The sequence below is a fragment of the Brevundimonas sp. T2-11 genome (assembly GCF_055397675.1).
Genome location: NZ_AP027920.1, coordinates 201,891 through 226,779 on the forward strand (window position 1 = coordinate 201,891; position 24,889 = coordinate 226,779).

Consider the following 24,889-nt stretch of genomic DNA (forward strand, 5'->3'; position numbering starts at 1 on the left):
GCCGATAACAATACGCGACGATGTCTTCTTCTGTCTTATGTGTTTGGTTGACCCCGTGGCTATGTCGGAGGTTCCACACCCGATCCCATTCCGAACTCGGTCGTTAAGCCCTCCAGAGCCAATGGTACTTCGTCTCAAGGCGCGGGAGAGTAGGTCGCCGCGGGGTCTACCAACCACATAAAACAGTCTTCTTGTCCTATCGCCCTTCGGGCTCCTTGAGGACAGTCTTCGAACCCCATTCTTCCCTCACTCTCCGGCTTGCCGCGGGATGGAGCAGCCCGGTAGCTCGTCAGGCTCATAACCTGAAGGTCGCAGGTTCAAATCCTGCTCCCGCACCCAAACATCTCAAAGCCCCGCTGACACACTCGGCGGGGCTTTCTGCCGTCCGCGCCCAAAACAGCGACGCCATGCCGTCCTGCACTTCCTTCTGGAACACGCATCTTCGCCTGTGACGCCCTGGCTGCAGGCGCGCCGGATCGCCGCGGCAAAAAACGTGAACTCCGAACATGTAATTCGAAGATCGATGTTACACTTCCGGATCGGCGTCATGATGGCGCCCGGCCGGGGGTGTCTGGCGCGAGGGTCGAGGGGGCTGTGTTGAAAAGCTTGTTGAGAAGCCGCGGGCTTGTTCTGATGGCGGGCGTGACGGCCTGCCTGGCGGCGAGTTTCGCCGTCGACGCGCCGGCTGACGCTCAGGTGGCGTTGCCGTCACGACAGGAATTGGATCCGGCCAGCGCCGCCCCGATCGCCGCCGCTCCGCGCGGGGATCTGTTCAAGGGCATGGAGGCGGGACCCTGCGCCATTCGAGAGAGTCCGATCAAGGTCACCTTGAGCGCCGTGGAGTTCAAGGGGGCGACGTCGGGTCGCCTGGCCGTATCGGATCAGATCCTGGCCTCGACCTATGCTGACTTCATCGGCCGCGAGGCGCCCCTGAGCGCGGTCTGTGAAATTCGCGATCGGGCCGCGATGCTCTATCTGCGTAGCGGGATCCTGGCGAACATCATCATTCCCGAGCAGCGGATCGTTGATGGCCGTCTTGTCCTGATGGTGGTCGAGGCTCGGATTGCTTCGGTCAATTATCATGGCGACGCCGGTCCGGCCCAGAAGCAGGTCGAGCGTTTCCTTGACCATCTGCGCGACATGGCGCCGTTCGATCTCGATGTCGCGCAACGCTATCTGCTGCTGGCGTCAGACGTGCCGGGCGTGAGCATTCAGTCGGCGTTGCGGCCGTCTGCGGCGGGCGACGGTTCGCTGGATCTCGAGATCGGCATCTCCCGTGATGCGGCGAACGGTTCGGTCATGGCCCAGAATTACGGCTCAAGGACTGTCGGGCGTGATCTGGCGCTAGCGCGCCTGGACTTCAACGGCATGACGTCGCTGGGCGATCGGACATCCATCCTCGGCTACGGCACCCTGTTCAGCGATGAACAGCGCGTGGTTCAGATCGGCGAACGCTTCTATATCGGAGGCGAGGGGCTGGTGGCCGATCTGTCAGGGGCATGGGGCTGGACCAAGCCCGGTGATGTTCTCGCGCCGCTGAACCTGGAGGGGGTTTCGTTCGCGGGCAGCGCGCGTCTGACCTATCCCTTGGTGCGCCATCGCCGTCACAACCTCAACATCGGCGGCGGCATGGAATGGATCGACCAGAAGGTCGAGTTCGGCGGCGGCATGGCCGTGCTGACCGAGGACCACCTGCGGGTCTTCTTCATGCGCGTGGACGGCCACTATGCGCCCGAGAGCCTGGCGGACCATTCCGTGGCCATGACCGGCGTCGTCGAGATTAGAAAGGGAACCGGGGAACTCGGGGCCAGCGACTACGGCGACCCTGCGGCGTCGCGGTTCAAGGGCCGGCCGGACGCCCTGGTGCTGCGAACCGAGGGAGAAATCGGCGGTCGTCTTGCGGGGCCGCTGGTCGGCAGGCTCGCGCTGGCCTGGCAGCACACCGAGGATGCGCTGCTGTCCTACGAGGAATACGGCGTCGGCAATCTGACGATCGGGCGGGGTTATGATCCGTCGGTCGCGTCCGGCGATCGCGCGCTGTCAGCTTCGATCGAACTGAGCACGGTCTCGCTACCCATAGCGGACGGGCGCGCCGCCTGGCGGCCCTATGTCTTCTATGACGTCGCCGGGTTGAGGAACCTGGGCGTCGGCGGAGGCAAGCTGAGCCTGGCGTCGGTCGGTGCGGGAGTGCGGGCCCAACTCACGTCGCGAGCGGCTCTGGATCTGACATGGGCCCAGCCGCTCGACGACCCGTTCGGAGGGCGTGACACGCCTTCGTCACGGGTGCTGCTCTCGCTTTCCGCTGCTCTTTTCTAATCCGCTGAAGTTTCCGGAGCGTCCCTCATGACCCCGTCGAACACCGCCTTTAGTTCCGTCATTCGTCAGAACCGCGCGCGCCGTACAGGCCTGTTGGCGGCCTCGGCCCTGTGCGGCGTCGCCGCAATGCTGGCGCATCCGAGTTCCGCCGGCACCCTGCCCGGCATACCGGGGGCAGGGAGCATCACGGTTTCGTCGGGCGGGTCGCAGCCGGTCATCACCGCCCCGGACGCCGCCACCCTGCAGATCGACCTGAACGCGTCGCGGACGGTGATCAACTGGTCCAGCCTGCATGTCAGCAGCGGCGACACGATGAACTTCCTCTTCGATAGCGCCAGCGACATCGTCCTCAACAAGACCACGAGTCAGATCGCGATCGACAACGGCGCCGTCATCAGCGGCAAGGTCGGCGCGGCGACGGGGGGCAATATCTGGTTCTACTCGCCGCAGGGGGTCATCGTCTCTCCCGGCGCGACCATGACCGCCGGCGGCTTCGTCTTCGCCGGCGGAACAGGCCTGAATGATGCGACGTTCGTCAACGCCGCCGATCCGACGGCCGTGCTGCGGGCGGCGTCCAACGGCCTGATCCGGATGTCGACGCTTTCTTCGGCGACCAGCGCATCGGTCAACGCCGCCGGCGATGTGGTGCTCAGCGCTTCCAGCGGCGCGCTCAGCGTCCAGACGGCTTATGGACAGACGGTCCAGATCAGCACGACCTCCGGGTCGATCACCGCCAGCGAAGTCACCGCCAGCGCGGGCGCGGCGACGGTCGCGGCCGGCGGGCCGGGCGCCACCGTCACCCAGATCACGGGCGCCACCGGCGTGACGGTCTCATCGTCGAACAACAGCTCGGTCGGTGCGGCCACCACGACGACGTCGGGCGATATTCTGATCACCAGCAACGGCTCGGCGTCCCTGACCCTCGGCAACTCGGCGCGGGACCTTACACTCAGCGCGCCTCAGGTGTTTCTGAGCACGGTCGATGCAGTGCGTAGCGTCTATGTCACGGGTACGACCCAGGCCTATGTGACCAACCGCATCTTCGCCGGAGACGACATCGAGATCACAGCCGACGGCAATGTGACGGCGGGCGGCGCCTATCTGAAGGCGACGGGAGCAGGTGCGGACGATTCCCATATTCTGATCCGCTCCACGTCCGGTTCGGCGTCCGGCGGCACGCTGTTGACTCAGGGGACGGGAACCCAGGCGGGCGACATCACCGTCAGCGGCGCGACCAGCGCGACGCTGACGACGGGTAGTTCCAGCCGCAATCTGAGGATCAATGGGGCCAGCGCCAGCGTGGCGAACGCTGCGGCCGCCGGCGATGTGTTCGTGACGGCCTCGAACGGCAATGCGAGCGTCACGTCATCGGCCATGGCCGGGGACGACGTCGAGATCACGGCGTCGGGCGGCGACGTCCTGGCCAGCGGCGCGACCCTGACATCGACGGGCGCCGGCACCTTGGACGATGCTCACGTCCTGGCGCGTTCGACCACCGGCGCGGTCAATGTCGGCTCGGCCGTCACCCAGGGGGGCGGAGGCGCAGCCGGCGACATCGTCATCGAAGCCTCCGACATCGCGACCCTGGGCTCGGCCTCATCGGCGCGCAATCTGGACTGGACGGCTGCGGGCGATCTGACGTTGACCGGGAACTACAGCGCCTCCGGGACCGTCGAACTGTCTTCGAGCGGCGGCGCGATCAGCCAGACAGGCGGGAGCGTCACCACGGACTTTCTGGCGGCCGAGAGCGCCACGGGCGTGAACCTTGGCGGCGCCAATATGATCAACAGGGTGTCCAGGCTCCAGGCCGTTGCGAACGATGTCTCGCTGAGCAACGCCAAGGACCTGTCCATCACAGGCGATGTCGCTGGACGGGATGTCGCCATCACCACCACAGCGGGCCTCTTGTCCGTCGCGCCGGCCGGCCAGGTTCAAGCGACGCGCGACCTGACGCTGACAGGCGCGACGGGCTTCAGCAGCAGCGCCGGCGCCGGAGGCCTGGTCTCAAGCGGCGGAGACCTTGTCGTCACCGCGACGACGGGCGACGTGGTGGCGGGACAGCTGACGTCCAGCGGCTCGATTCTGGTGCGGGCTCTGGACGGCGCCGCGACTCTGCGCGGGGCTGCGATAACAGGCGGCGGCGCGCTTGAGGTCGCCGCAACAGGAACCGCCACCCTGGGCGCGGACAGTCAGGCGGGAGTGGCGACCACCAATATCGTTCAGCGCACGGGCGGGTTCGGAACCCTGGACGTCGCGTCTTCGGGCGGCGATGCGCATGTCTTCCTGAACGGTCTGCCGGGCGGCTTGACTTCGGTGGTCGCCGACGCCGCGTCCGGCACGGCCTCGATCGGGATCAGCGGCGGTTTCACCGCAGGGACGGTCAGCGGTCATAATGTCGCGCTCCATGGAGGAGGCGGGACGGTCAACGCCGCCGCGATCACCTTCAGCGGCGGCGACTATACGGCCACGGCGCCCGCCTGGGCCGGCGCAGCCCTGAATCCGGCAGGGACGATCCGCAATCTGTCGATCACGGATACGGACGGCGGCCTGATCTTGACGCACGCCCTCACGGCTACAGGCGATCTGAGGCTGGAATCCCATGACGGCCTGACAAGCGCCTACGCGCTTGTCGCCGGTGGTGATGCCGATGTCTCCGCCGCAGGCGACATTGATCTGATCTCGACCACGGCCGGCGACGACATCCTGATCCGCTCCACCGGCGGGCAGGTGGTCCTGCGTCGGGCCGAACTGACCGGCGCGGGGACAGGACGTGACCTCGACATCACCGCTACAGACGACGTGGTGCTGGGCGCCTCCGATGACCTGTCGATCGCTGCGAGCAATGTCTTCAGCAGGTCGGGCGGCGGCGCGGGCAGGGCTGACCTGTCCTCGAACGGTGGCGACGTCAGGGTTCATCTCGCCGCCAGCGACAGGATCGACGCCGCAACGGCCGTATCTTCCATCCTGGTTTCCACTTCGACGGGAACCGCCAGCCTGGGCGCCGCCACCCTGACCGGGACAGGGACCAACAGACTGACCCTTCGGTCCGCGAACGGCGACGCCGTTCTGGGCGCGCCTGCGTCCGGGGGCGTCACGTCGGCCAATATGGTTACGTCGGCGAACGCGGGGGCTGTCGTCGAGGCCGTGGCCGCGAACGGGCGTGTCGACGTCAATCTGGATCGTGTCGTCAACGCGAACCTCACGACTGTCAGCGGGTCGGAGGGCGTGGCGGTCCACGTGGTCAATGGTTCGCTGCGTATTGTCGAGGCGGATTCGACGAACGGTGCGGTCCTGATCGACGGACCGGACGGAGCCCTGACCGTTGAGCGATTGACGGCCGATACAGCCTCCCGGATCAGCGGTGGCGGCGACGTTCGCCTGGTTTCGGCCATCGTGTCGGACGATCTGTCGGTGACGTCCGTCGCAGGCGCGCTGGCCCTGGGCGATACCGGGCCGGGAAGCGTGGTCGACGTCGAGGGCGCCTTGTCCCTGAAGGCGGCGACGGGGATCACTCAGCAAGCGGCGTTGCAGGCCGCGTCACTCGGCGTGACGTCTGGCGGCGCTGTGGTTCTGCTGGGCGACAATCGTGTGGCCACTCTTGATGCGGTCACGGTCGCCGACGGCGGCTTCGCCTTCAACGATCTTGTCGGCCTCCACATCAATGGTCCGATCACAGCTGTCGGCCAGACTGTCGAACTGCGCTCCGGTCAAGCCGTCACACAGGCGACGACGGGGGGCGTTACCGCGCAAAGGCTGATCGGGTCATCGGTTGGCGGGGCCGGATTCGAGGCGGCCAACCAGGTGGCTCAGCTCGGCGATTTCACCAATACGGGCGGACAGCTCAAGCTGAACAATGACCGCGCCCTGGTGGTCGATGGAGCGGTTCGCAGTACGGGTAGCGTCGCCCTGACGTCCCATGGGGGCATGGGCTTCACCGCCAACGGCTTGATCCGGGCTGATGGAGCAGGCGACGCGGTGGTGCTGGCTTCCGACGGCGTCTTCACCAACGGACGCGGCGCGGACGCCGTGGCGGCGTCCAACCCGGCGGGGCGTTGGCTGATCTATACCCAGGCGGCCGGCGACCCGACGGGCTCGACGGCGGGCAACGCCTTCAACGGCTTGGCGGGCAAGTCCTACTATGGCGCCGCATACGACTTCTCGACCGGGACGTTTGCTGCGACGCCCAACGCCGGGAACCGCTTCGTCTACGCCTACCAGCCGACCCTGACGGTGACGCCCGACAGTCAGGTCGTGACCTATGATGGCGGCGTACCCGTCGTCACGACGACGATCTCCGGCCTGGTCAACGGCGATCTGGCGGCTGAAGCCTGGTCCGGTGCGGCCACGGTTTCCGGCGCGACCGGCAAGAATGTCGGAACCTATGTCTTGAACGCCGGTCTCGGCAGTCTGGCGTCGGACTTCAACTACGCCTTTGCCCTGGAGACGGGCGTGCTGCGTATCGACGCCAGGACGATCACCGGGGTGCTGGATGCGACCGACAAGACCTATGATCGTACGGTCGCCGCTGCGGGCTCCATCATCTTGAACGGCGTCGTGGCCGGCGATGATGTTTCCGCGGCGGGCAGCTACGCCTTCACCGACTGGAACGCCGGCGTCGCCAAGACGGTCGTCGCTTCAGGGGTGGCGCTGTCGGGCGCGGACGCAGGCAACTATATTCTCTCTCCGGTCGCGGCGGCCCAGGCCGACATTCTGCGCCGGCAGATTGCGGTGTCCGCCGACAATGGGACCAAGATGTTCGGGCAGGCCGACCCGAACCTGGCCTATCGCATTACGGCAGGCGGCCTCGTGGCCGGAGATGATTTCACGGGCGGTCCCACGCGTGTCGCGGGCGAGGCGCCGGGAGCATACAGGATCGGCCAGGGCACGCTGGGGCTGTCAGCCAACTACGACATGACCTTCACAGGAGCGGTGTTCACCATCGATCCCTTGCCGGCGAGGGGGCAGGACGGATCGGCGCTGTTGAAGCATGTGGCCCAGTCGCCGGACTTCACTCTGGACTGGGATCCGGAGCCCAAGCTTCAGACTCAAGGCAGCTTCTGTCCCGAGGCTGAGTGCCGACAGCAGGCCGTCACGGTCGTTGGAGGCGGCAATCCGTGAAGCAGCCGCCGCTGTCTCATCAGGGGCAGGACCCAGGGACAGCGGCGGGTGCTGGACGTATCGAGCCTGTTCTCAGGACGTCGCCAGGCTCGCGCTGTCGATGACGAAGCGATATTTCACGTCGCTCCTGGTCATGCGGGCGTAGGCGTCCTCGATCTGCTGGATCGGAATCATCTCGATGTCGGCGACGATGCCGTGCTCGGCGCAGAAGTCGAGCATTTCCTGGGTTTCGGCGATGCCGCCGATCATCGAGCCGGCGATCGCCTTGCGGCGGAAGATCAGCGAGGCGAACTGGGGCGAGGGGTGGTTGTGTTCGGGCACGCCGACCAGAACCAGGGCGCCGTCACGACGCAGCAGGCTGGTGTAGGCGTCCAGATCGTGGCTGGCGGCCACTGTGTTGATGATCAGGTCGAAACTGCCGCGATGCGCCTTCATCTCGTCGGCGTTGCGCGAAACGACGACCTGGTGAGCGCCCAGGGCCCTGGCGTCTTCACGCTTGTTTTCCGAGGTGGTGAAGGCCACGACTTCGGCGCCCAGGGCGCGGGCCAGCTTGACCCCCATATGGCCCAGGCCGCCGATGCCTACGACGCCGACCTTCTTGCCGGGACCGGCGTTCCAGTGCCGCAGCGGCGACCAGGTGGTGATGCCGGCGCACAGCAGGGGGGCCACGGCGGCCAGTTGATCCTCGGGGTGGCTGACCTTCACCACGAACTTGTCGCTGACGACGATGCGTTGCGAATAGCCGCCCAGGGTGTGTCCCGGGGCGTCCGGCGTGGGGCCGTTATAGGTGCCGACCATGCCCGTGCCCTCGCAGTATTGCTCCAGCCCTTCGTCGCAGGAAGCGCAGGCCTGGCAGCTGTCGACCATGCAGCCGACCCCGACCAGATCGCCTTCCCTGAAACGACTGACATGGGCGCCGACGGCGGAAACGCGTCCGACGATCTCGTGGCCCGGCACGCAGGGATAGAGGGTTCCGGGCCATTCGCCGCGCACGGTGTGCAGGTCGGAATGGCAGACGCCGCAATAGGCGATCTCGATCTGGACGTCGTGCTCGCCAGGCGCGCGCCGGAAGATGTCGAGGGCTTCGAGCGGCTTGTCGGCGGCATGGGCGCCATAGGCTTTGACGGTCATGGTGTTTTCCTCGGGGAGGCGGACATGGGCGTTCAGGCGGTCCGGACGGGGGACAAGATATGCCGCCTGTGTCCCATGCGCCATCCAGGCCGGGGAGCGACGGGGCGCCGGGAAGTCAGCCGGCGTTCCTGTATCGCCAAGCCTGATTTTCAATCGGACCGCGAGGGCCTGAAGGTGTGAGGCGCCGCCCGGCGCTTGACCGGAAGGGCGCTCTCGCGCACCTCCCTTGTCGATGACCCAGCTTCAGACCTTGGCCAAGATTTGCGGACTGACGACGCCCGAGACGCTGGAGGCGGCGCTGCACGGCGGCGCGGCCTTCGTCGGGGCGGTGGTGTTTGAAAAGAGCCCGCGCCATATCCCGCCCCTGCACGCCGCCCCCCTGTTCGACCGTGCGCGCAAGCGGGCGAAGATCGTGGCGGTGCTGGTCGATCCCGACGACGCCCTTTTGACCGAGGTGGGCCTGATCCTGCGGCCCGACCTGATCCAGTTGCATGGTCATGAGACGCCGCAGCGCGCCGCCGAGGTGCGGCGGCTGACCGGGGCGGGGATCATCAAGGCCCTGCCGATCCGTAACGAGGCCGACTTCGCCGGCGTGCCCGATTGGGCCGATGTCGCCGACCATCTGCTGTTCGACGCCAGGCCGCCCGAGGGGTCCGACCTGCCCGGCGGCGTGGGGGCATCGTTTGACTGGGCGCTGATGAAGAACCGGGCGCTTCCGGCAAACTGGTTCCTCGCAGGCGGGCTGGATCCGCAAAATGTCACCGAGGCGGTGCGGATTTCGGGGGCGCCTTTGGTCGATGTCTCCTCTGGCGTCGAAAGCGAACCCGGTGTTAAGGACCCTGACCGCATCCGCGCCTTCCTTGAGGCCGTATCCCGGTCCTGATTTCGTCGCCTTCTCGCGAAAGACTGCCGCTCGTGAACGCAATCCTCCCGAATTCCCCCGAGCCTTACAGCTGGCCTGACGCCGAGGGCCGCTTCGGTCCCTATGGCGGCCGTTTCGTGCCCGAAACCCTGATGCCGCTCATTCACGAGCTGAACGCGGCCTATGAGGCGGCCAAGGCCGACCCGAGCTTCCAGGCCGAGCTGGACGGCTTCCTGACTCACTATGTCGGTCGCGAGAGCCCGCTCTATTTCGCCGAGCGCCTGACCGATCACTTCGGCGGGGCCAAGATCTGGCTGAAGCGCGAGGACCTGAACCACACGGGCGCGCACAAGATCAACAACTGCATGGGCCAGATTCTGCTGGCGCGGCGCATGGGCAAGACGCGGATCATCGCCGAGACCGGCGCCGGTCAGCACGGCGTGGCCTCGGCCACCGTCTGCGCCCGCTTCGGCCTGCCCTGCACCGTCTATATGGGCGCGGTCGATGTCGAGCGTCAGCAGCCCAACGTCTTCCGCATGAAGCTGCTGGGGGCCGAGATCGAGGCCGTTACGGCGGGGGCGGCGACGCTGAAGGACGCCATGAACGAGGCGATGCGTGACTGGGTCACCAACGTCGAGGACACCTATTACATCATCGGCACGGCGGCGGGCCCGGCCCCCTATCCGGCCATGGTGCGCGATTTCCAGTCGGTGATCGGCAAGGAGATCAAGCGCCAGTCGCTGGCCCAGATCGGGCGTCTGCCTGACGCCGTGGTGGCCTGCATCGGCGGCGGCTCCAACGCCATCGGCGCCATGCACCCCTTCATCGAAGACGAGGGCGTGCGCCTGATCGGCGTCGAGGCGGCGGGTCATGGTCTGGACACCCCCGAACACGCCGCCAGCCTGAAGGGCGGCCGCCCCGGCGTGCTGCACGGCAACCGCACCTATCTGTTGCAGGACGCCGACGGTCAGATTCTGGAAGGGCACTCGATCTCGGCCGGGCTCGACTATCCCGGCATCGGGCCGGAGCACGCCTGGCTGAACGATCTGGGGCGTGGCGAATACCTGTCGGCCACCGACGACGAAGCGCTGGAGGCCTTCCAGCTGCTGTCGAAACTGGAAGGCATCATTCCGGCTCTGGAGCCTTCGCACGCGCTCGCCCGCATCGGCGAGGTGGCGAAGGAGGTCGGCAAGGACGGCGATGTTGTCCTGGTCCTGTCAGGACGGGGCGACAAGGACATCTTCACCGTAGCCAAGCATCTGGGCGTGGAGCTTTGAGCATGAACAGTCTTCTGATCGCGGCCCTCGCCGTTCTGGCGTCGCCGACCCTGACCATGGCCAGGACCCAGGCGGCGCCCGCCGCGCCCGCGCCGGTTCAGGCCCCCGCGCCCGCCGCGCCGTCCTTTGGTCCCGGCGTCGCCGCGACGGGGGTGCCGGTCCTGGCTCCGGCCGTGGTCTCGCCCGACTGCGGGGCCCAGCTGCGCAGCCCCGCCTTCTGCGTCACCGCGCAACTGGACCAGGTCAGTGATCTGGCTGACGCCTACCTGGCGCAGCTCGAAAAAGAGGGCTGGTTGCCCGCCGCCGGTGAAGAGAACCGCGTGGTCCTGATCAAGCGCCGCGAGGGCGGTGGTTGCGACGGCATGCAGATGATCGCCTTCTATGACGAGACCAAGCCGGCTGAAGCGACGTCGCCGGGCTACCTGGGCTTCGCCACCATCCCCGGCGACGTCTGCGCCGGCCAACCCGCCGCGCCGGCCGCAGGAGCGACGCCCCAGTGACGGGGCGGCAGGGGGCTGTTGGCCTTGGGTTGATCTTTCTGGTCGCGTCCTGTGTTTCAGCGCCGCTAGAGAATTCCGTCGAGGCGGCGGGGGCGACGATTGCGCGTTCCGCCGACATCGTTGCGTGCGGCAAGGATGGCGACACGCGGACTATTCGAGGCGCTTCGGTGCGTGACCAGTTGGTGTGTGATCGACATCTGATCCCGTCTGCGCCGGGATTGGCCTATGGTTCGCGCTGCTATCCTGTTTCGGATTTCCAATGGTTCGCCGTGCCCGCTGAGGCCATGCAGAAAGTTTGTGAGGTAGCTCAGTGACGACTGCTCGTATCGACGCCCGTTTCGCCGCGCTGAAGGCCGAAGGCCGGGCGGGATTTATTCCCTATGTCATGACCGGCGATCCCAGCCGCGACGAGGCGCTGGAAATCCTGCGCGGTCTGCCCGCCGCCGGGGCCGACCTGATCGAACTGGGTCTGGCGTTTTCGGACCCTATGGCCGAGGGGCCGCCGATCCAGCGCGCGGCCCTGCGCGGGCTGGCGGCGGGGATGACCTTGCGAGGCACGCTGGATCTGGTGGCCGATTTCCGCAAGGGCGATGACGCCACGCCGGTCATACTGATGGGCTATCTGAACCCGGTCGAAAGCTACGGCTACGAGGCCTTTGCGCGCGACGCGGCGGCGGCGGGCGTGGACGGTCTGATCGTGGTGGATTGCCCGCCGGAAGAGGCCGGGCCTCTGGCCGCCGCGCTGGACGCGGCCGAGGTGTCGTTGATCCGTCTGGCCACGCCGACCTCGGACGACGACCGGCTGAAGGTCATCGCGCGCGGCACCTCGGGCTTCGTCTATTACGTCTCCGTCGCGGGCGTGACGGGCGTGAAAGAGGCGCAGGCCGCCGCTGTGGCCCCTGCCGTCGAGCGGGTCCGCAAGGCGGCGAACCTGCCGGTCGCCGTCGGCTTCGGCGTCAAGACGCCCGAGCGCGCCGCCGAGATCGCCCGCGTGGCCGATGCGGTGGTGGCCGGGTCGGTCTTCGTCGATGAAGTGGCCGCGGCCCTGGCGGCGAACGAACCGGCTGTGCCCCGCGTTCTGGCCAGGGTGAAGGCTCTGGCCGATGCGGTGAAAACCGCCAGAACTAGTGCTTCCGTCGCGGAAACCGTCTAAAGGCGCGCTCATGGTCGACAAGAATCCTGAGAACAAGCCGCGTGGCGGCTGGCTGTCCCGCTTCGCTCCGGGCGTGCGCAAGATCGTCAGCCGGCGCGACACGCCCGACAATCTGTGGGTCAAGGACCCGGACAGCGGCGAGATGCTGTTCCGCACGGACCTGGAGGCGGCCCTGTGGGTCACGCCGTCGGGCCGTCACATGCGGATCAATGCGCCGACGCGTCTGAAGGCCACCTTCGACGACGGCGTGTTCGAGAGCATCGACACCCCGGACGTGCCGGAAGACCCGCTGAAATTCTCGGACGGCAAGCCCTACAAGGATCGCCTGAACGCGGCGCGCAAGGCTGCGGGCCGCAAGGACACCATGGCCATCGGCTATGGCAAGATCGACGGCGTGGCCGCGGTCGTCATCGTGCAGGACTTCACCTTCATGGGCGGCTCGCTGGGCATGGCGGCGGGCGAGGCCTTCGTCGCCGCCGCCCGTGAAGCCGTGAAGCGCGGCGTGCCCTTCGTCTGCTTCACCGCCGCCGGCGGCGCGCGGATGCAGGAAGGCGCCCTCAGCCTGATGCAGATGGCCCGCACCACCCTGGCGGTGCAGGAGGTGAAGGCGGCGCAGCTGCCCTATGTCGTCGTCCTGACCGACCCGACCACGGGGGGCGTCACCGCCTCCTACGCCATGCTGGGCGACGTCCACCTGGCCGAGCCGGGCGCCCTGATCGGCTTCGCCGGTCCGCGCGTGATCGAGACCACCATCCGCGAGAAACTGCCGCCGGGCTTCCAGCGCGCCGAGTATCTGCAGGGCAAGGGCATGGTCGACAAGGTCGTGGCGCGCGGCGATTTGCCGACCGTCCTGGGCCAGATCCTGTCCATGCTGATGGGCGGCAAGCGCAAGGCGGCCTAAGGCCCTCTATGGACCCGATCTCGGAACGCCTGCGCGCCCGCCATCCCCAGCGCATCGACCTGTCGCTGGACCGGATGCGGGCGCTGTGCGCGGCGCTGGGAAATCCGCAGGATCGCCTGCCGCCGGTGGTTCATGTCGCGGGGACCAACGGCAAGGGCTCGACAGTATCCCTGATCCGGGCCATCGCCGAGGCGGCGGGTCTGCGGGTCCACGCCTACACCTCGCCGCATCTGGTGCGCTTCAACGAGCGCATTCGTCTGGCCGGGACGCTGATCGGCGACGACCATCTGAACGACGTTCTGGACCGCATCGAAGCCGCCATGGCCGAGACCGGCGGCGAGGCCACCGTGTTCGAGAGCACGACGGCCGCCGCCTTCCTGGCCATGAGCGAGACTCCCGCCGACCTGGCTGTCATCGAAGTGGGGCTGGGCGGCTCGCTGGACGCCACCAATGTTATCGACCGGCCGCTGCTGAGCGTCATCACCCCCGTCGATCTGGACCACGCCGAGTTTCTGGGGGACCGGATCGAGGGCGTCGCCGCCGAGAAGGCGGGCATTCTCAAGGCCGGGGCGCGCGGGATCATCGCCCGCCAGTCCGAGGCCGTCATGTCGGTGATCGAGCGTCGCGCCGCCGAGGTCCGCTCGCCCCTGACCGTCATGGGCGTGGACTTCGACGCCTGGGCCGAGCGCGGCGGACTGGTCTATCAGGATCAGGAACGCTTTCTCGACCTGCCGCCCCCGGCGCTGAGCGGCCCGCACCAGTTCGACAACGCGGGCGTGGCTGTCGCTGTCGCGTTGGAGCTGGGCCTGGGCGAAGCTGACATTGCGGCGGGACTGAGCGCAGTACGCTGGCCGGCGCGGATGCAGCGCCTGACGGCGGGCCCCTACGCCGAGAAGGCCCAGGCCGCCGACGTCGAGCTGTGGCTGGATGGTGGACATAATCCCCACGCCGGACGGGCGTTGGCCCGATCCCTGGCCGAGCGTCAGGCGCGGGCGCCGCGCCCCCTGGCCCTTATCGTGGCCATGCTGGCGAACAAGGACGCGGGTGGCTTCTTTGAAGCCCTGAAGGGCGTCGAAGCTCAGGTTTTCACCGTCGGTTTCGACGGTTCCGCCGCCGACCCCGCGGCCTTGGCGGCGGTGGCTCAGGGGCGCGGACTTGGGGCCATGGCGGCGGGGACGGTGGGCGAGGCGATGGACCGGGCCCTGGCCCTGGGCGCCGGCCGCATCGTTATTTGCGGCTCGCTTTATCTGGCGGGCGAGGTGTTGGGCGCGAGCCGGGACACCTGGCCGACCTAAACGGTCTGCAGGGCGGCTTCAGCCGTCGTGCGCCGGTTTGCGGATGAAGCTGGGCAGGAGGCTGGCCACGACCTTGCGACCGGCGTCGTCGGGCTGATCCAGCATGGCGCGCAGCGGCGGGCCGATCAGGGCCTCGCCGAAGGCGCTGAGCGCGATGAAGAGCACGGCCGAGCCGATACGCTCACGCGCTTCGCCGTCGTCGCCCATCTTTTCAGCGATGGCGTTCACCAGGTTGAGAACCGCATCGCGGACCGGTTCCAGATGCGACAGGTCGCCCGACAGGGCGATCCAGGCGGCCAGACGTCCCGCGCCGCCTTCGGCGAAGGCGTCAAACACCGCGTTGATCAACTCCAGAGGCGCCCCTTCGTCGGTGCGCAGCCGCGCGACAGCGGTCTCCAGCGCCTGATTCAGGTCATCGACCATCGAACCCATCAGCGCGGACTGCAGACCGGCGGCCGATCCGAAATGGTGGATAAGATTGGCGTGGGTCACGCCGATGTCAGCGGCCACCGCCGACAGGGTCACCGCCGTGGGGCCTCCGGACAACAGCAGGGCGCGAGCCGAGACCACGGCCTCTCGTCGCGCCTCTTCGGGCGAGCGGCGACGACGGCGCGGTTTTTCAAGGGCGGTAATTGACATATCTGTAAATGACATTCATGTAGATAGTTACTCTTCCTAGGCTTCCGCAAAGGAACCCGCAAGTGCAAGCCGCCTCGACTTTTCCGGCTTTCGAGCCGTCCAGCGATCATTCTCGTCGGCCCTCGCAACTGACGGCTGGAAAGGTGCAACCGGTCCGTGCGTTGCGCGCCCTGCGCCGCCTGGTGGCGGACAAGGACGACACTGAACAGGTGTTCGAGATCATGAACGCCCTGTCCGGGCGATCGCCCGACTGGGGCTACAGTCGCCTGTTGCAGACGCCGGAAGGCGGGCGGCAGGCCTATCATCGCCAGGAGCTGGCGGACCTTCTTCAGAACAGGGTGTGGCTGGATCAGTTCGGCGAGGGCACGGTGGGGGCCGCCTACCGCAACTTCATCGACGCCCAGAACTTCTCCGCCTACGGCCTGGCCGACGAAAGCCGCAAGGTCGCCGACAGCGAGATCGAGGCGGCCCATCCGCGCGCCTGGTTTGCGCGACGGATGCGCGACGTCCACGATATCTGGCACGTGCTGACCGGCTATGAGGCGGACGCTCTGGGCGAGGCCTGTCTGGTGGCGTTTTCGTTGCCGCAGACGCGAAGCGCCGGTTTCGGCCTGATCGCATCGGGCATCGCCGTCCAGTTCATGCGCGCCCGCACGGGTTATCCGTGCGCGCGCGCCGTCTTCCAGGCGTGGCGCGACGGTCGCCGCGCCGCCTGGCTGCCGGGCGAGGACTACGAGCGTCTGTTCGCCGAGCCGCTGGACGTGGCGCGGCGGCGTCTGAAGATCGCGACCCCGACCATCTACCAGCGCGTGCCGCCTTCGGTCCGAAACGCCTATCAGGGCGGCAAGGTATGAGGCGAGGCGTATGGGCTCTGGGGGCCGTCGTGGCGGCCTCGCTCGCCTCTCCGGTCATGGCGCAGGATGAGGCCCTGCTGGGGCGCTGGCGCACCCCGGCCCAGAACGGCGTGGTGGTGATCGAACGCTGCGCGACGGGCCTGTGCGCGCGGGTGGCGGACGCCGCCGCCCTGCGGGCGAACCCGGATCAGCGCGACGTGCGCAATCGGGATCCGGCGTTGCGCTCGCGTCCGGTCAAGGGACTGACGGTCGTTCGGGCGGCGTCCGGCGGGCCGCGCGTCTGGAGCGCCGGGCCGCTCTATGACCCGGACAGCGGCCAGGGGGCGGCGACGGGGACGCTGACCCTGATCGAGCCGGATCGGCTGGCGGTGCGGGGGTGCATCGCCCGGATGCTGTGCCGGACCCAGACCTGGACGCGGGCGCGCTGAGCGCAACTCGGCCGGACTGCTGAGGCTTGTAACGAGAGAGGCCGCCGGGGGGGACCGTGTCGGTCATGAGGAAAGAACCATGCTGATCTGGATTGGCGTTCTGGCCCTGGGGGCCTTCGTCCTGACCTTCGTGCAGGCGCGGATGACCGTGTGGGCGTTGGCGGTCGTCGCCTGGGTCGCGGCGGGCTGGGGGGCGCAGGTGATCGCGCCCACGACGGCGGGGGTCGTGGCGGCGGTGCTTGCCCCGGTGCTGGTGCTGCTGACCGTCAGGCCGCTGCGTCGCGCCATCCTGTCGCGGCCGGCCATGGCGGGCTTCCGTCAGATCATGCCGAAGATGAGCCCGACCGAACAGGCGGCGGTGGAGGCGGGCAATGTCTGGTGGGACGCCGAACTGTTCGCGGGCAGGCCCGACTGGAAGCGGCTGCTGGCTACGCCCGCGCCGGGGCTGACCGCCGAGGAGCAGAGCTTCCTCGACAATGAGACCGAGCATCTGTGCGACCTGGCCAATGATTGGGAGACCACCGCGGTCTGGCAGGACCTGTCGCCGGAGGCCTGGGCCTACGCCAAGGACAAGGGCTTTCTGGGCATGATCATACCCAAGGCCTACGGCGGCCTGGGTTTCTCGGCCTATGGCCACAGTCAGGTGATCCAGAAGCTGTCGACGCGCTGCTCGGCGGCGGCGGTCTCGGTCATGGTGCCCAACTCCCTGGGCCCGGCGGAACTGCTCCTGCACTACGGCACGGAAGCGCAGAAGGACCACTATCTGCCGCGTCTGGCGCGCGGCGAGGAAATTCCGTGCTTCGCCCTGACCAACCCCTATGCGGGGTCCGACGCCGCCTCGATCACCGATACCGGGGTGGTCTGCAAGGGTATGTGGAGGGGCGAGGAGACCCTCGGTTTCCGCATCAGCTGGCGAAAGCGCTACATCACCCTGGCCCCGGTCGCGACCGTGCTGGGGCTGGCTTTCCGGGCGACCGATCCCGACGGCCTGCTGGGCGGTGAGGCGGAGCCAGGCATCACCTGCGTCCTGATCCCGCGCGACCATCCGGGCGTGAATATCGGACGGCGCCACTGGCCCCTGAATGCGGTCTTCCAGAACGGCCCGACCAGCGGCGACGACGTCTTCGTGCCGATGGACATGGTCATCGGCGGGCGCGAGCAGGTCGGCAACGGGTGGCGGATGCTGATGGAATGTCTGGCTGCGGGCCGGGCCATTTCGCTGCCGTCGTCCAATGTCGGCATGTCCAAGCTGGCCGTGGGCATGGTCGGCGCCTATGTCGCCATCCGGCGCCAGTTCAACCAGCCCATCGGCGCCTTCGAGGGCGTGCAGGAGGCCTTGGCCCGGATGGCCGGCCATCTCTACGCCTCGGACGCCGTGCGGCGTCTGGCGGCGGCGGCGCTGGATCAGGGCGAGAAGCCCTCGGTGGTCTCGGCCATCGCCAAGTATCACGTCACCGAGCGCGCCCGCATCATCATCAATGACGGCATGGACGTGGTCGGCGGCAAGGGCGTCTGCATGGGGCCCGGCAACTTTCTGGCCCGCGCCTATCAGCAGATTCCGGTCGCCATCACCGTCGAGGGCGCCAATATCATGACCCGGACCCTGATCATCTATGGTCAGGGCGCCATCCGCTGCCATCCCTATGTCCTGACCCTGATGCGGTCAGCGGGCGCCGGCGAGCTGAAGACCTTTGACGCGGCCCTGTTCGGCTATGTCGGCTTCCTGTTCCGTAATATGGCGCGGGCCCTGACCTTCAGCCTGACCGGCGGTCTGCTGATCGCCGCGCCGGGCGGAGCGGCGCCCCGGCTGAGGCGTTACTATCGCGCGGCCACCCGGTTCTCGACCCTGCTGGCCCTGGCGTCGGACCTGTCGATGGCCACGGTCGGCGGCGCCTTGAAGCGCAAGGGAGCCATGACCGGGCGGATGGGCGACATCCTGTCCCAGCTCTTCATCCTGTCCAGCGTGCTGAAGCGGTTCGAGGACGAGGGCCGCCCGGTCGAGGACCTGCCCTTCGTCCACTGGGCGGCGCAGGACGCTCTGGCGCGGGCCGGGACGGCGTGGCGCGACCTGCTGGCCAACCATCCGAACCGGGGCGCAGCCCTGTTCCTGAAGCTGGTCGGTGCGCCGTTCGGGTTGCGGACGCCCGCACCGGACGACCGGTGCGCCGCCGCTGTCGCCGGACTGATCCAGACGCATGGTCCGGCGCGCGACCGCCTGACGGCCGACTCCTGGTCGGCGCGGATCGAGGTCGATCCTATCGCTGCCACCATCGTCGCCTTTGCCCTCTATCCCCAGGTCGAGGCTATCGAGCGCCGCCTGAAGGACGCCATCCGTGCGGGCCGCATCGCCCGTGCGCCGCAGAACCTGACCCTGCTGAACGCCTGGGCCGCCGAGGCCGAGGACCGGGACCTGATCAGCGCCGACGAACGCGCCGTCATCGCTCGCTTCGCCGCCTATGCCGATCAGGCGATCCAGGTCGACGACTTCGCGCCGGACTTCGACATCGCCGCCGGGCTGGAGCGGCGGCAGGCGGCGGAGACCGCGCCTCGCAAGACGAGCAAGAAGGCGGCCTGATGAGCGACCGGTATCTGGATTTCGCCAATTCGGGCGTCGGCGGCTGGCTGACGGGGGCTCTGGGTCTGCCGCGTCCCGCGCCCTTGAAACGTCGCGCCGAAGCGGGGGCGGGCCTGATCGGGCCTCTCCTGCTGGGGCCTGACGGAAGCGGTCGTCTGGCGGCGACGCTGAAGCGTCTGGCCAAGGCCTCGGGGCATGCGCTCCACGCTGAATGGTCGCCGGACGTGCGTTATGGCGGGCTGGTGTTCGACGCCTCGAACTGCATCGACGCGGCCTCGGCCCAGGGGCTCTATCGCTTCTTCCATCAGGCGATCCGTTCGGTGGCCGAGCATGGCCGCATCGTGGTGGTCGGCATGCCGCCCGAGCTGATGATCGACGCGGGGGGCGAGGCGATCCAGCGCGGGCTGGAGGGCTTTGTCCGCTCTCTGGCCAAGGAGGCGCGACGCAGCATCGCCGTCCACATGCTCTATGTCGCGCCGGGGGCGGAAGGCGCTGCCGAAAGCACGCTGGAATTCCTGCTGTCGCCGCGCTCGGCCTATGTCTCGGGACAGCCGATCCGTGTCGCGGCGCTGGTCGCGACCGATGAAGCAGGTGTGGGTCACAAGGGACGACGCGTTCTGGTCACCGGCGCCTCGCGCGGCATCGGCGAGGCCATCACCCGCCTGTTCGTCGCCGAGGGCGCGCAGGTCGTCGCTCTGGACGTGGCGGGAGCGGCGGAAGGGCTGTCGACCCTGAAGGCCGGGCTGGGCGTCGAGACCCTGGCGCTGGACATCACGGCGCCGGACGCCGCCGAAACCCTGCTGGCCGACGCCCGGGCGCGCGGCGGCTATGACGTGGTGATCCATAATGCGGGCATCACCCGCGATCGCACCATCGCCCGCATGGAGCCGCGCGAGTGGGACAGCGTCATGGCGGTCAACCTGACGGCGCCCCTGGCCATCACGCGGACCCTGGTCGAGGGCGGGGGGCTGCGTCCCAACGGGCGGATCGTCGCCGTCTCCTCGCTGAGCGGTATCGCCGGTAACATGGGGCAGAGCAACTACGCCCTGTCGAAGGCGGCCTGGATCGGGGCGGTGCGGCGACTGGCGCCGCAGCTGGCGGAGCAGGGGATCACCATCAACGCCGTGGCTCCCGGCTTTATCGAGACGCAGATGACCGCAGCCATCCCCTTCGCCATCCGCGAGGCCGGGCGGCGGATGAACAGCATGGGGCAGGGCGGTCATCCGGCCGATGTGGCCGAGACCATCGCCTGGCTGGCCGATCCGGCCTCGGGCGGGGTCAATGGACAGGTGGTGCGCGTCTGCGGCCAGAGCCTGCTGGGCGCATGACGGCGGCGGAGGCGATCGAGCGGTTCGACGCGCCGCTGTCAGGCGCTGCTGTGGTCGGCGGAGCCCTGCGGGGGATGGTGCGAGCCAGGCCGGCCGAGGCGATCCTGCCGCGCCGGGTGCTGCAACGCGACGTGACGCTGGAAGTCGGGACGGTCGGCGCCTACGCCCGGCTGTGCGGCTTTGAGCCCGAACAGGGCGTGCCGATCACCGCCCCGCATATCCTGGCCTTTCCGCTGCAGATGCGGCTGATGCTGGGGGCGGACTTCCCCTACCCGGCGATGGGGCTGGTGCATCTGCACAACCGCATCCGCCAGCACGGCCGGCTGAACATCGGCGACCGGCTGACGCTGACGGCGCGGCCGGGCCGGTTCCTGAGCCACGAAAAGGGGCAGGGCTTTACGCTGGAGACCACGGCGACGCGCGACGGTGAGACGGTGTGGGAAGGCAGCAGTCTCTATCTGCGTCCTGGGCGTCGCGGACAGGGTGATCCGGTTCCGGTCCCGGGCGGGGGAGAGGCGGACCGGCTGGTCGAGACCTGGACCCTGCCGGCTGATCTGGGGCGTCGCTACGCCCGGGTTTCGGGCGACGCCAATCCCATCCATACCTCGGCCCTGGGGGCGCGGCTGTTCGGGTTTCGCCGTGCCATCGCTCACGGGATGTGGACCAAGGCGCGGGCCGTCGCCGCCCTGTCGCCGTCGGCGCCTCTGGACGTCGCCGAGGTGGAGGTGGCCTTCCGCGCGCCGCTCTTCCTGCCCGGACAGGTCGGGCTCTATGCGGGACCTGTCCGCGACATCCGTGATTTCGAGGTGCGCGACGCCACCGGGGCGCGCGCCCATCTGCGGGGTCGGTTGACCCTTTCGCCTGAGGATAGTGTTGTATGCTGACCGCTTCCGCGCCGCGCCGGGTCGCCATTCTGGGCGGCAACCGCATTCCCTTCGCCCGGTCCAACACCGCCTATGCCGAGGCCTCCAATCAGGAGATGCTGACGGCGGCGCTGCAAGGTCTGGCCGACCGCTACAGCCTGCACGGGCTGAGGCTGGGCGAGGTGGCGGCGGGGGCGGTGCTGAAGCTGTCGCGCGACATCTCCCTGACCCGCGAGAGCCTGCTGGACACCACCATCGGCCATGACACCCCGACCTATGACGTCAGCCAGGCCTGCGGCACCGGGCTGGAGGCGGCCATCCTGGTGGCCAACAAGATCGCCCTGGGCCAGATCGAGGTCGGCGTCGCCGGCGGGGTGGACACCACCTCGGATGCGCCCATCGGGCTGAATGAGAAGTTCAGGAAGGCCCTGCTGGCCGCCAACCGCGAGAAGACCACAGGCGGGCGGATCAAGGCCCTTCTGGGCGCCGGTCTGACCGCCCCCTTCAAGCCCGAGCCGCCACGCAACGCCGAGCCGCGCACCGGCCTGTCGATGGGCGAGAGCTGCGAGGTGATGGCCAAACGCTGGGCCATCCCGCGCGAGGATCAGGACGCTCTGGCGGTGGCCAGCCACCGCAACGCCGCCGCCGCCTGGGAGGCCGGGCTGTTCGATGATCTGGTCACGCCCTTCCGGGGGCTGAAGCGCGACAACAACCTGAGGCCCGACATCGACCCGGCCAGGCTGGCGACGATGAAGCCGGTGTTCGACCGCGCCAACGGCACGCTGACGGCGGCCAATTCCACGCCCCTGACCGACGGAGCCTCGACCGTGCTGCTGGCCAGCGAGGACTGGGCGAAGGCGCGCGGCCTGCCGGTGCTGGCCTATTTGCGCACCGGCGAGACGGCGGCGGTGGACTTTGTGAAGGGCGACGAGGGGCTGTTGATGGCGCCCGCCTACGCCGTGCCGCGGATGCTGGCCAAGCTGGGGCTGACGCTTCAGGAATTCGACCTCTACGATATCCACGAAGCCTTCGCCGCACAGGTGCTTTGCACGCTGAAAGCCTGGGAGGATGAGGGCTACGCCCGCACCCGTCTGGGCCTGGAGCGGGCGCCGGGGGCAATCGATATGAGCAAGCTGAACGTCAATGGCGGCTCGCTGGCGGCAGGGCATCCGTTCGCGGCGACCGGCGGGCGCATCCTGGCCAATCTGGCGACCATGATCGACCGGCGTGGCGGAGGACGCGGCCTGATCTCGATCTGTGCGGCGGGCGGTCAGGGCGTGGTGGCGGTGGTGGAGAAATGACCGGGACGAGCGCCCTCAGCATCGCCGCCGCGGCCGAGGCTGACCGGCTGTGGGCCGAACGCTTCTGGACCAGGCAATACCGTCCGGGGGTCCCGCCGCGCATCGAGGACGAACTGGCGCGCTGGACGTCAGTGCAGCAGATGTTTGAGGCGGATTCGCGACGCTTCGCCGGGCGACCCGGCTATGTCAGCCTCGGCGCCGCCCTGACCTATGGCCAGGTGCTGACGGCGGCCAAGGCCTTCGGGGCCTGGCTGCAGTCGACGGGGATCCAGCCCGGCGACCGGGTGGCGTTGATGATGCCCAATGGCCTGCAATATCCGACCGCCCTGTTCGGCGTCCTGTTCGCCGGGGCGGTGGTGGTCAACGTCAATCCCCTCTACACGCCGCGCGAGCTGCACCATCAGCTGAAGGACAGCGGCGCGGTCGCCATCGTGGTGATGGACATGTTCGCCCGCACGCTGGAGCAGGCGCGCGAGGGGACGGATGTCCGCCACGTCGTCGTCACGGCGATGGGCGACATGATGCCGGGCCTGAAGGGCGCCGCCGTCAGCGCCATGATGCGTCATGTGCAGAAGCTGGTGCCCGGCTATCGCCTGCCGGACGCGCATCGCTGGAAGCCGATGATGCGGCGGGCGCGGCGGCTGACGCTGAAGCCGGTCGAGACCAGGCCCGAGGACATCGCCTTCCTGCAATACACGGGGGGGACGTCGGGGGTGGCCAAGGGGGCCATGCTGACCCACCGCAACATTCTGGCCAATACGCTGCAGGGCCGCGCCTGGGTGCTGGATCAGATCGATCAGGGCGAGGTGATCGGCAACGTCACCATGCTGCCGCTCTATCATATCTTCTCCCTGACGGCGAACCTGATGATGTTCACCGGGGCGGGGGGCAGGAACATCCTGATCGCCAATCCTCGCGACGCGAAGCGGGTGGAGTGGATCCTGAGGAAGGAGCGTTTCGTCGGCATGACGGGGCTGAACACCCTGTTCTCCAGCCTGCTGAAGACCGAGGCGTTTCGAAACCGCGACTTCTCGGACCTGAAGCTGACCATCGCCGGGGGCATGGCGACGCAGAAGGTGGTGGCCGAGGAATGGGAGGCGGTGACGGGGGCGCCCCTGGTCGACGGTTACGGCCTGACCGAGACCTCGCCGGTGGTCTGCATCGGGAGGGTCGATCTGGAGCATCCCGAGACCATGGGCTTTGACGGGACGGTCGGCCTGCCGGTGCCCTCGACCGAGGTGCGGATGCGCCGCGATGACGGCAGCTGGGCCGGGATCGATGAACCGGGCGAGCTGTGCGTGCGCGGGCCCCAGGTCATGCTGGGTTACTGGCAACGGCCGGATGAGACAGCGAAAGTCCTGTCCACCGACGGCTGGCTGGCGACCGGTGACGTGGGGGTGATGCAGGCCAATGGCCGGGTGCGGCTGGTGGACCGGATCAAGGACATGATCCTGGTCTCGGGCTTCAACGTCTATCCGGGCGAGATCGAGGACGTGGTGGCCAGCCATCCCCTGGTGGAAGAGGTGGCGGCGGTCGGGGTGCCGGATCCCGTGCAGGGCGAGAAGATCAAGATCGTGGTCGTGCCGCGCTCGCCGGAGCTGACGGCGGAGATGCTGATCGCTCACTGCCGGACGCAGCTGACCGCCTACAAGACGCCGCGTCTGGTCGAGTTTCGGTCTGAGCCCCTGCCGAAAACGCCGGTGGGCAAGGTGCTGCGGCGCGAACTGCGGGAGTGATCGCGTCCTTCGCGCAATCCGCTTCCGTCATCCTCCGGCAAGCCGCGCAGCGGCGCTGACCGGGGGACCCAGCGGCGCCGAAGGCGATCTTCACAGCAAGCGTGGAGCGTGGGCTTTTCGCCCTGCGGGCGCCGCTGGGTCCCCCGGTCTCGCTGCGCTCGCCGGAGGATGACGAAGAGGGTGTGCGGCGTGAAAAAGGCGGCGCACCCTGGGATGCGCCGCCTCGTCAGCCTGTGAAGGCGAAGGTCCTCAGTCGGCCTTGACGCCGGCCTCGGCCAGCCATTCGACGATCTTGCCCTTGGGCATGGCGCCGACCTTCATCGAGGCCAGCTGACCGTCCTTGAACAGCATCAGGGTCGGGATGCCCTTCACGCCCATCTTGGACGGGGTCATGGGGCTGTCGTCGATATTGACCTTGGCGATCGTCACCTGACCGGCCAGCTCGTCCGAGATCTGCTCCAGGGCCGGGCCGATCTGCTTGCAGGGGCCGCACCACTCGGCCCAGAAGTCCACCAGGACGGGGGTCGAGGATTTCAGGACGTCGGCGTCGAAGCTTTCGTCGGTGACTTTGACAGTCGCCATAGTGGTCTCCTTAAGAGCGCTACGCTCGCC

18 protein-coding genes, 1 tRNA gene and 1 rRNA gene are annotated in these 24,889 nt (G+C 68.1%); 17 read left to right on the forward strand and 3 right to left on the reverse strand.

Annotated elements, in window-relative coordinates; all coding sequences use genetic code 11:
* The first annotated feature begins 51 nt into the window (after positions 1-51).
* The 4 genes from rrf (at position 52) to ACZ5XO_RS00985 (ending at position 7,434) form a co-directional block, all read left to right on the forward strand.
* A 5S ribosomal RNA gene (rrf, locus tag ACZ5XO_RS00970) occupies positions 52-166 on the forward strand.
* Positions 167-262: 96 nt separating this feature from the next.
* A tRNA-Met gene (locus ACZ5XO_RS00975) sits at positions 263-339 on the forward strand.
* A 270-nt stretch (positions 340-609) separates the two neighbouring features.
* Complete coding sequence (locus ACZ5XO_RS00980) at positions 610-2,316, forward strand: ShlB/FhaC/HecB family hemolysin secretion/activation protein (protein WP_464163477.1); 1,707 nt, start codon at positions 610-612, stop codon at positions 2,314-2,316.
* A 27-nt stretch (positions 2,317-2,343) separates the two neighbouring features.
* On the forward strand, positions 2,344-7,434 hold the full coding sequence (locus ACZ5XO_RS00985) for a beta strand repeat-containing protein (RefSeq protein WP_464163478.1): 5,091 nt from the start codon (positions 2,344-2,346) through the stop codon (positions 7,432-7,434).
* Between the two features lie 72 nt (positions 7,435-7,506).
* Here ACZ5XO_RS00985 and ACZ5XO_RS00990 read toward each other — a convergent pair whose 3' ends face one another.
* A complete protein-coding gene (locus ACZ5XO_RS00990) occupies positions 7,507-8,565 on the reverse strand; it encodes an NAD(P)-dependent alcohol dehydrogenase (protein ID WP_464163479.1) in 1,059 nt (352 codons plus the stop codon).
* A gap of 232 nt (positions 8,566-8,797) precedes the next feature.
* Here ACZ5XO_RS00990 and ACZ5XO_RS00995 point away from each other — a divergent pair, with 232 nt between their 5' ends.
* The 6 genes from ACZ5XO_RS00995 (at position 8,798) to ACZ5XO_RS01020 (ending at position 14,553) form a co-directional block, all read left to right on the forward strand.
* Positions 8,798-9,448, forward strand: a complete 651-nt coding sequence (locus ACZ5XO_RS00995) for a phosphoribosylanthranilate isomerase (protein WP_464163480.1) — start codon at positions 8,798-8,800, stop codon at positions 9,446-9,448.
* A 41-nt stretch (positions 9,449-9,489) separates the two neighbouring features.
* Positions 9,490-10,704, forward strand: a complete 1,215-nt coding sequence (gene trpB / locus ACZ5XO_RS01000; RefSeq protein WP_464164843.1) for a tryptophan synthase subunit beta — start codon at positions 9,490-9,492, stop codon at positions 10,702-10,704.
* Positions 10,705-10,706: 2 nt separating this feature from the next.
* Positions 10,707-11,204: a hypothetical protein gene (locus tag ACZ5XO_RS01005; protein ID WP_464163481.1), complete on the forward strand. Its 498-nt coding sequence runs from the start codon at positions 10,707-10,709 to the stop codon at positions 11,202-11,204.
* A gap of 310 nt (positions 11,205-11,514) precedes the next feature.
* The gene (gene trpA, locus ACZ5XO_RS01010; RefSeq protein ID WP_464163482.1) at positions 11,515-12,357 is read left to right on the forward strand and encodes a tryptophan synthase subunit alpha; all 843 of its coding nucleotides are present in this window, start codon (positions 11,515-11,517) and stop codon (positions 12,355-12,357) included.
* A 10-nt stretch (positions 12,358-12,367) separates the two neighbouring features.
* Entirely contained in the window at positions 12,368-13,258 is an 891-nt protein-coding gene (locus tag ACZ5XO_RS01015) for an acetyl-CoA carboxylase carboxyltransferase subunit beta (protein WP_464163483.1), read from the forward strand.
* Positions 13,259-13,266: 8 nt separating this feature from the next.
* A complete protein-coding gene (locus tag ACZ5XO_RS01020; RefSeq protein WP_464163484.1) occupies positions 13,267-14,553 on the forward strand; it encodes a bifunctional folylpolyglutamate synthase/dihydrofolate synthase in 1,287 nt (428 codons plus the stop codon).
* A gap of 18 nt (positions 14,554-14,571) precedes the next feature.
* Here ACZ5XO_RS01020 and ACZ5XO_RS01025 read toward each other — a convergent pair whose 3' ends face one another.
* A complete protein-coding gene (locus ACZ5XO_RS01025; protein WP_464163485.1) occupies positions 14,572-15,192 on the reverse strand; it encodes a TetR/AcrR family transcriptional regulator in 621 nt (206 codons plus the stop codon).
* A 143-nt stretch (positions 15,193-15,335) separates the two neighbouring features.
* On the opposite strand from ACZ5XO_RS01025, the gene ACZ5XO_RS01030 reads away from it, so the two are divergent.
* The 7 genes from ACZ5XO_RS01030 to ACZ5XO_RS01060 all read left to right on the forward strand — a co-directional run bounded on the left by ACZ5XO_RS01030 (position 15,336) and on the right by ACZ5XO_RS01060 (position 24,277).
* Positions 15,336-16,046 (forward strand): Coq4 family protein, encoded by a 711-nt coding sequence (locus tag ACZ5XO_RS01030; RefSeq protein WP_464163486.1) that lies wholly within the window; start codon positions 15,336-15,338, stop codon positions 16,044-16,046.
* 29 nt (positions 16,047-16,075) lie between these two features.
* Positions 16,076-16,474: a DUF2147 domain-containing protein gene (locus ACZ5XO_RS01035; RefSeq protein ID WP_464163487.1), complete on the forward strand. Its 399-nt coding sequence runs from the start codon at positions 16,076-16,078 to the stop codon at positions 16,472-16,474.
* Between the two features lie 79 nt (positions 16,475-16,553).
* Entirely contained in the window at positions 16,554-19,049 is a 2,496-nt protein-coding gene (locus ACZ5XO_RS01040) for an acyl-CoA dehydrogenase (RefSeq protein ID WP_464163488.1), read from the forward strand.
* Positions 19,049-20,377 (forward strand): 3-oxoacyl-ACP reductase, encoded by a 1,329-nt coding sequence (locus tag ACZ5XO_RS01045; protein WP_464163489.1) that lies wholly within the window; start codon positions 19,049-19,051, stop codon positions 20,375-20,377. The genes ACZ5XO_RS01040 and ACZ5XO_RS01045 overlap by 1 nt, the downstream gene beginning before the upstream one ends.
* Positions 20,374-21,261 (forward strand): MaoC family dehydratase, encoded by an 888-nt coding sequence (locus ACZ5XO_RS01050; protein ID WP_464163490.1) that lies wholly within the window; start codon positions 20,374-20,376, stop codon positions 21,259-21,261. The genes ACZ5XO_RS01045 and ACZ5XO_RS01050 overlap by 4 nt, the downstream gene beginning before the upstream one ends.
* On the forward strand, positions 21,255-22,541 hold the full coding sequence (locus tag ACZ5XO_RS01055; protein ID WP_464163491.1) for an acetyl-CoA C-acetyltransferase: 1,287 nt from the start codon (positions 21,255-21,257) through the stop codon (positions 22,539-22,541). The genes ACZ5XO_RS01050 and ACZ5XO_RS01055 overlap by 7 nt, the downstream gene beginning before the upstream one ends.
* Positions 22,538-24,277: an AMP-binding protein gene (locus ACZ5XO_RS01060; RefSeq protein ID WP_464163492.1), complete on the forward strand. Its 1,740-nt coding sequence runs from the start codon at positions 22,538-22,540 to the stop codon at positions 24,275-24,277. Before ACZ5XO_RS01055 ends, ACZ5XO_RS01060 begins: the two co-directional genes overlap by 4 nt.
* Before the next feature lie 249 nt (positions 24,278-24,526).
* Here the strand turns inward: ACZ5XO_RS01060 and trxA are convergent, their stop codons facing one another.
* Positions 24,527-24,859, reverse strand: a complete 333-nt coding sequence (trxA, locus tag ACZ5XO_RS01065; RefSeq protein WP_105564921.1) for a thioredoxin — start codon at positions 24,857-24,859, stop codon at positions 24,527-24,529.
* Positions 24,860-24,889 lie beyond the last annotated feature (30 nt).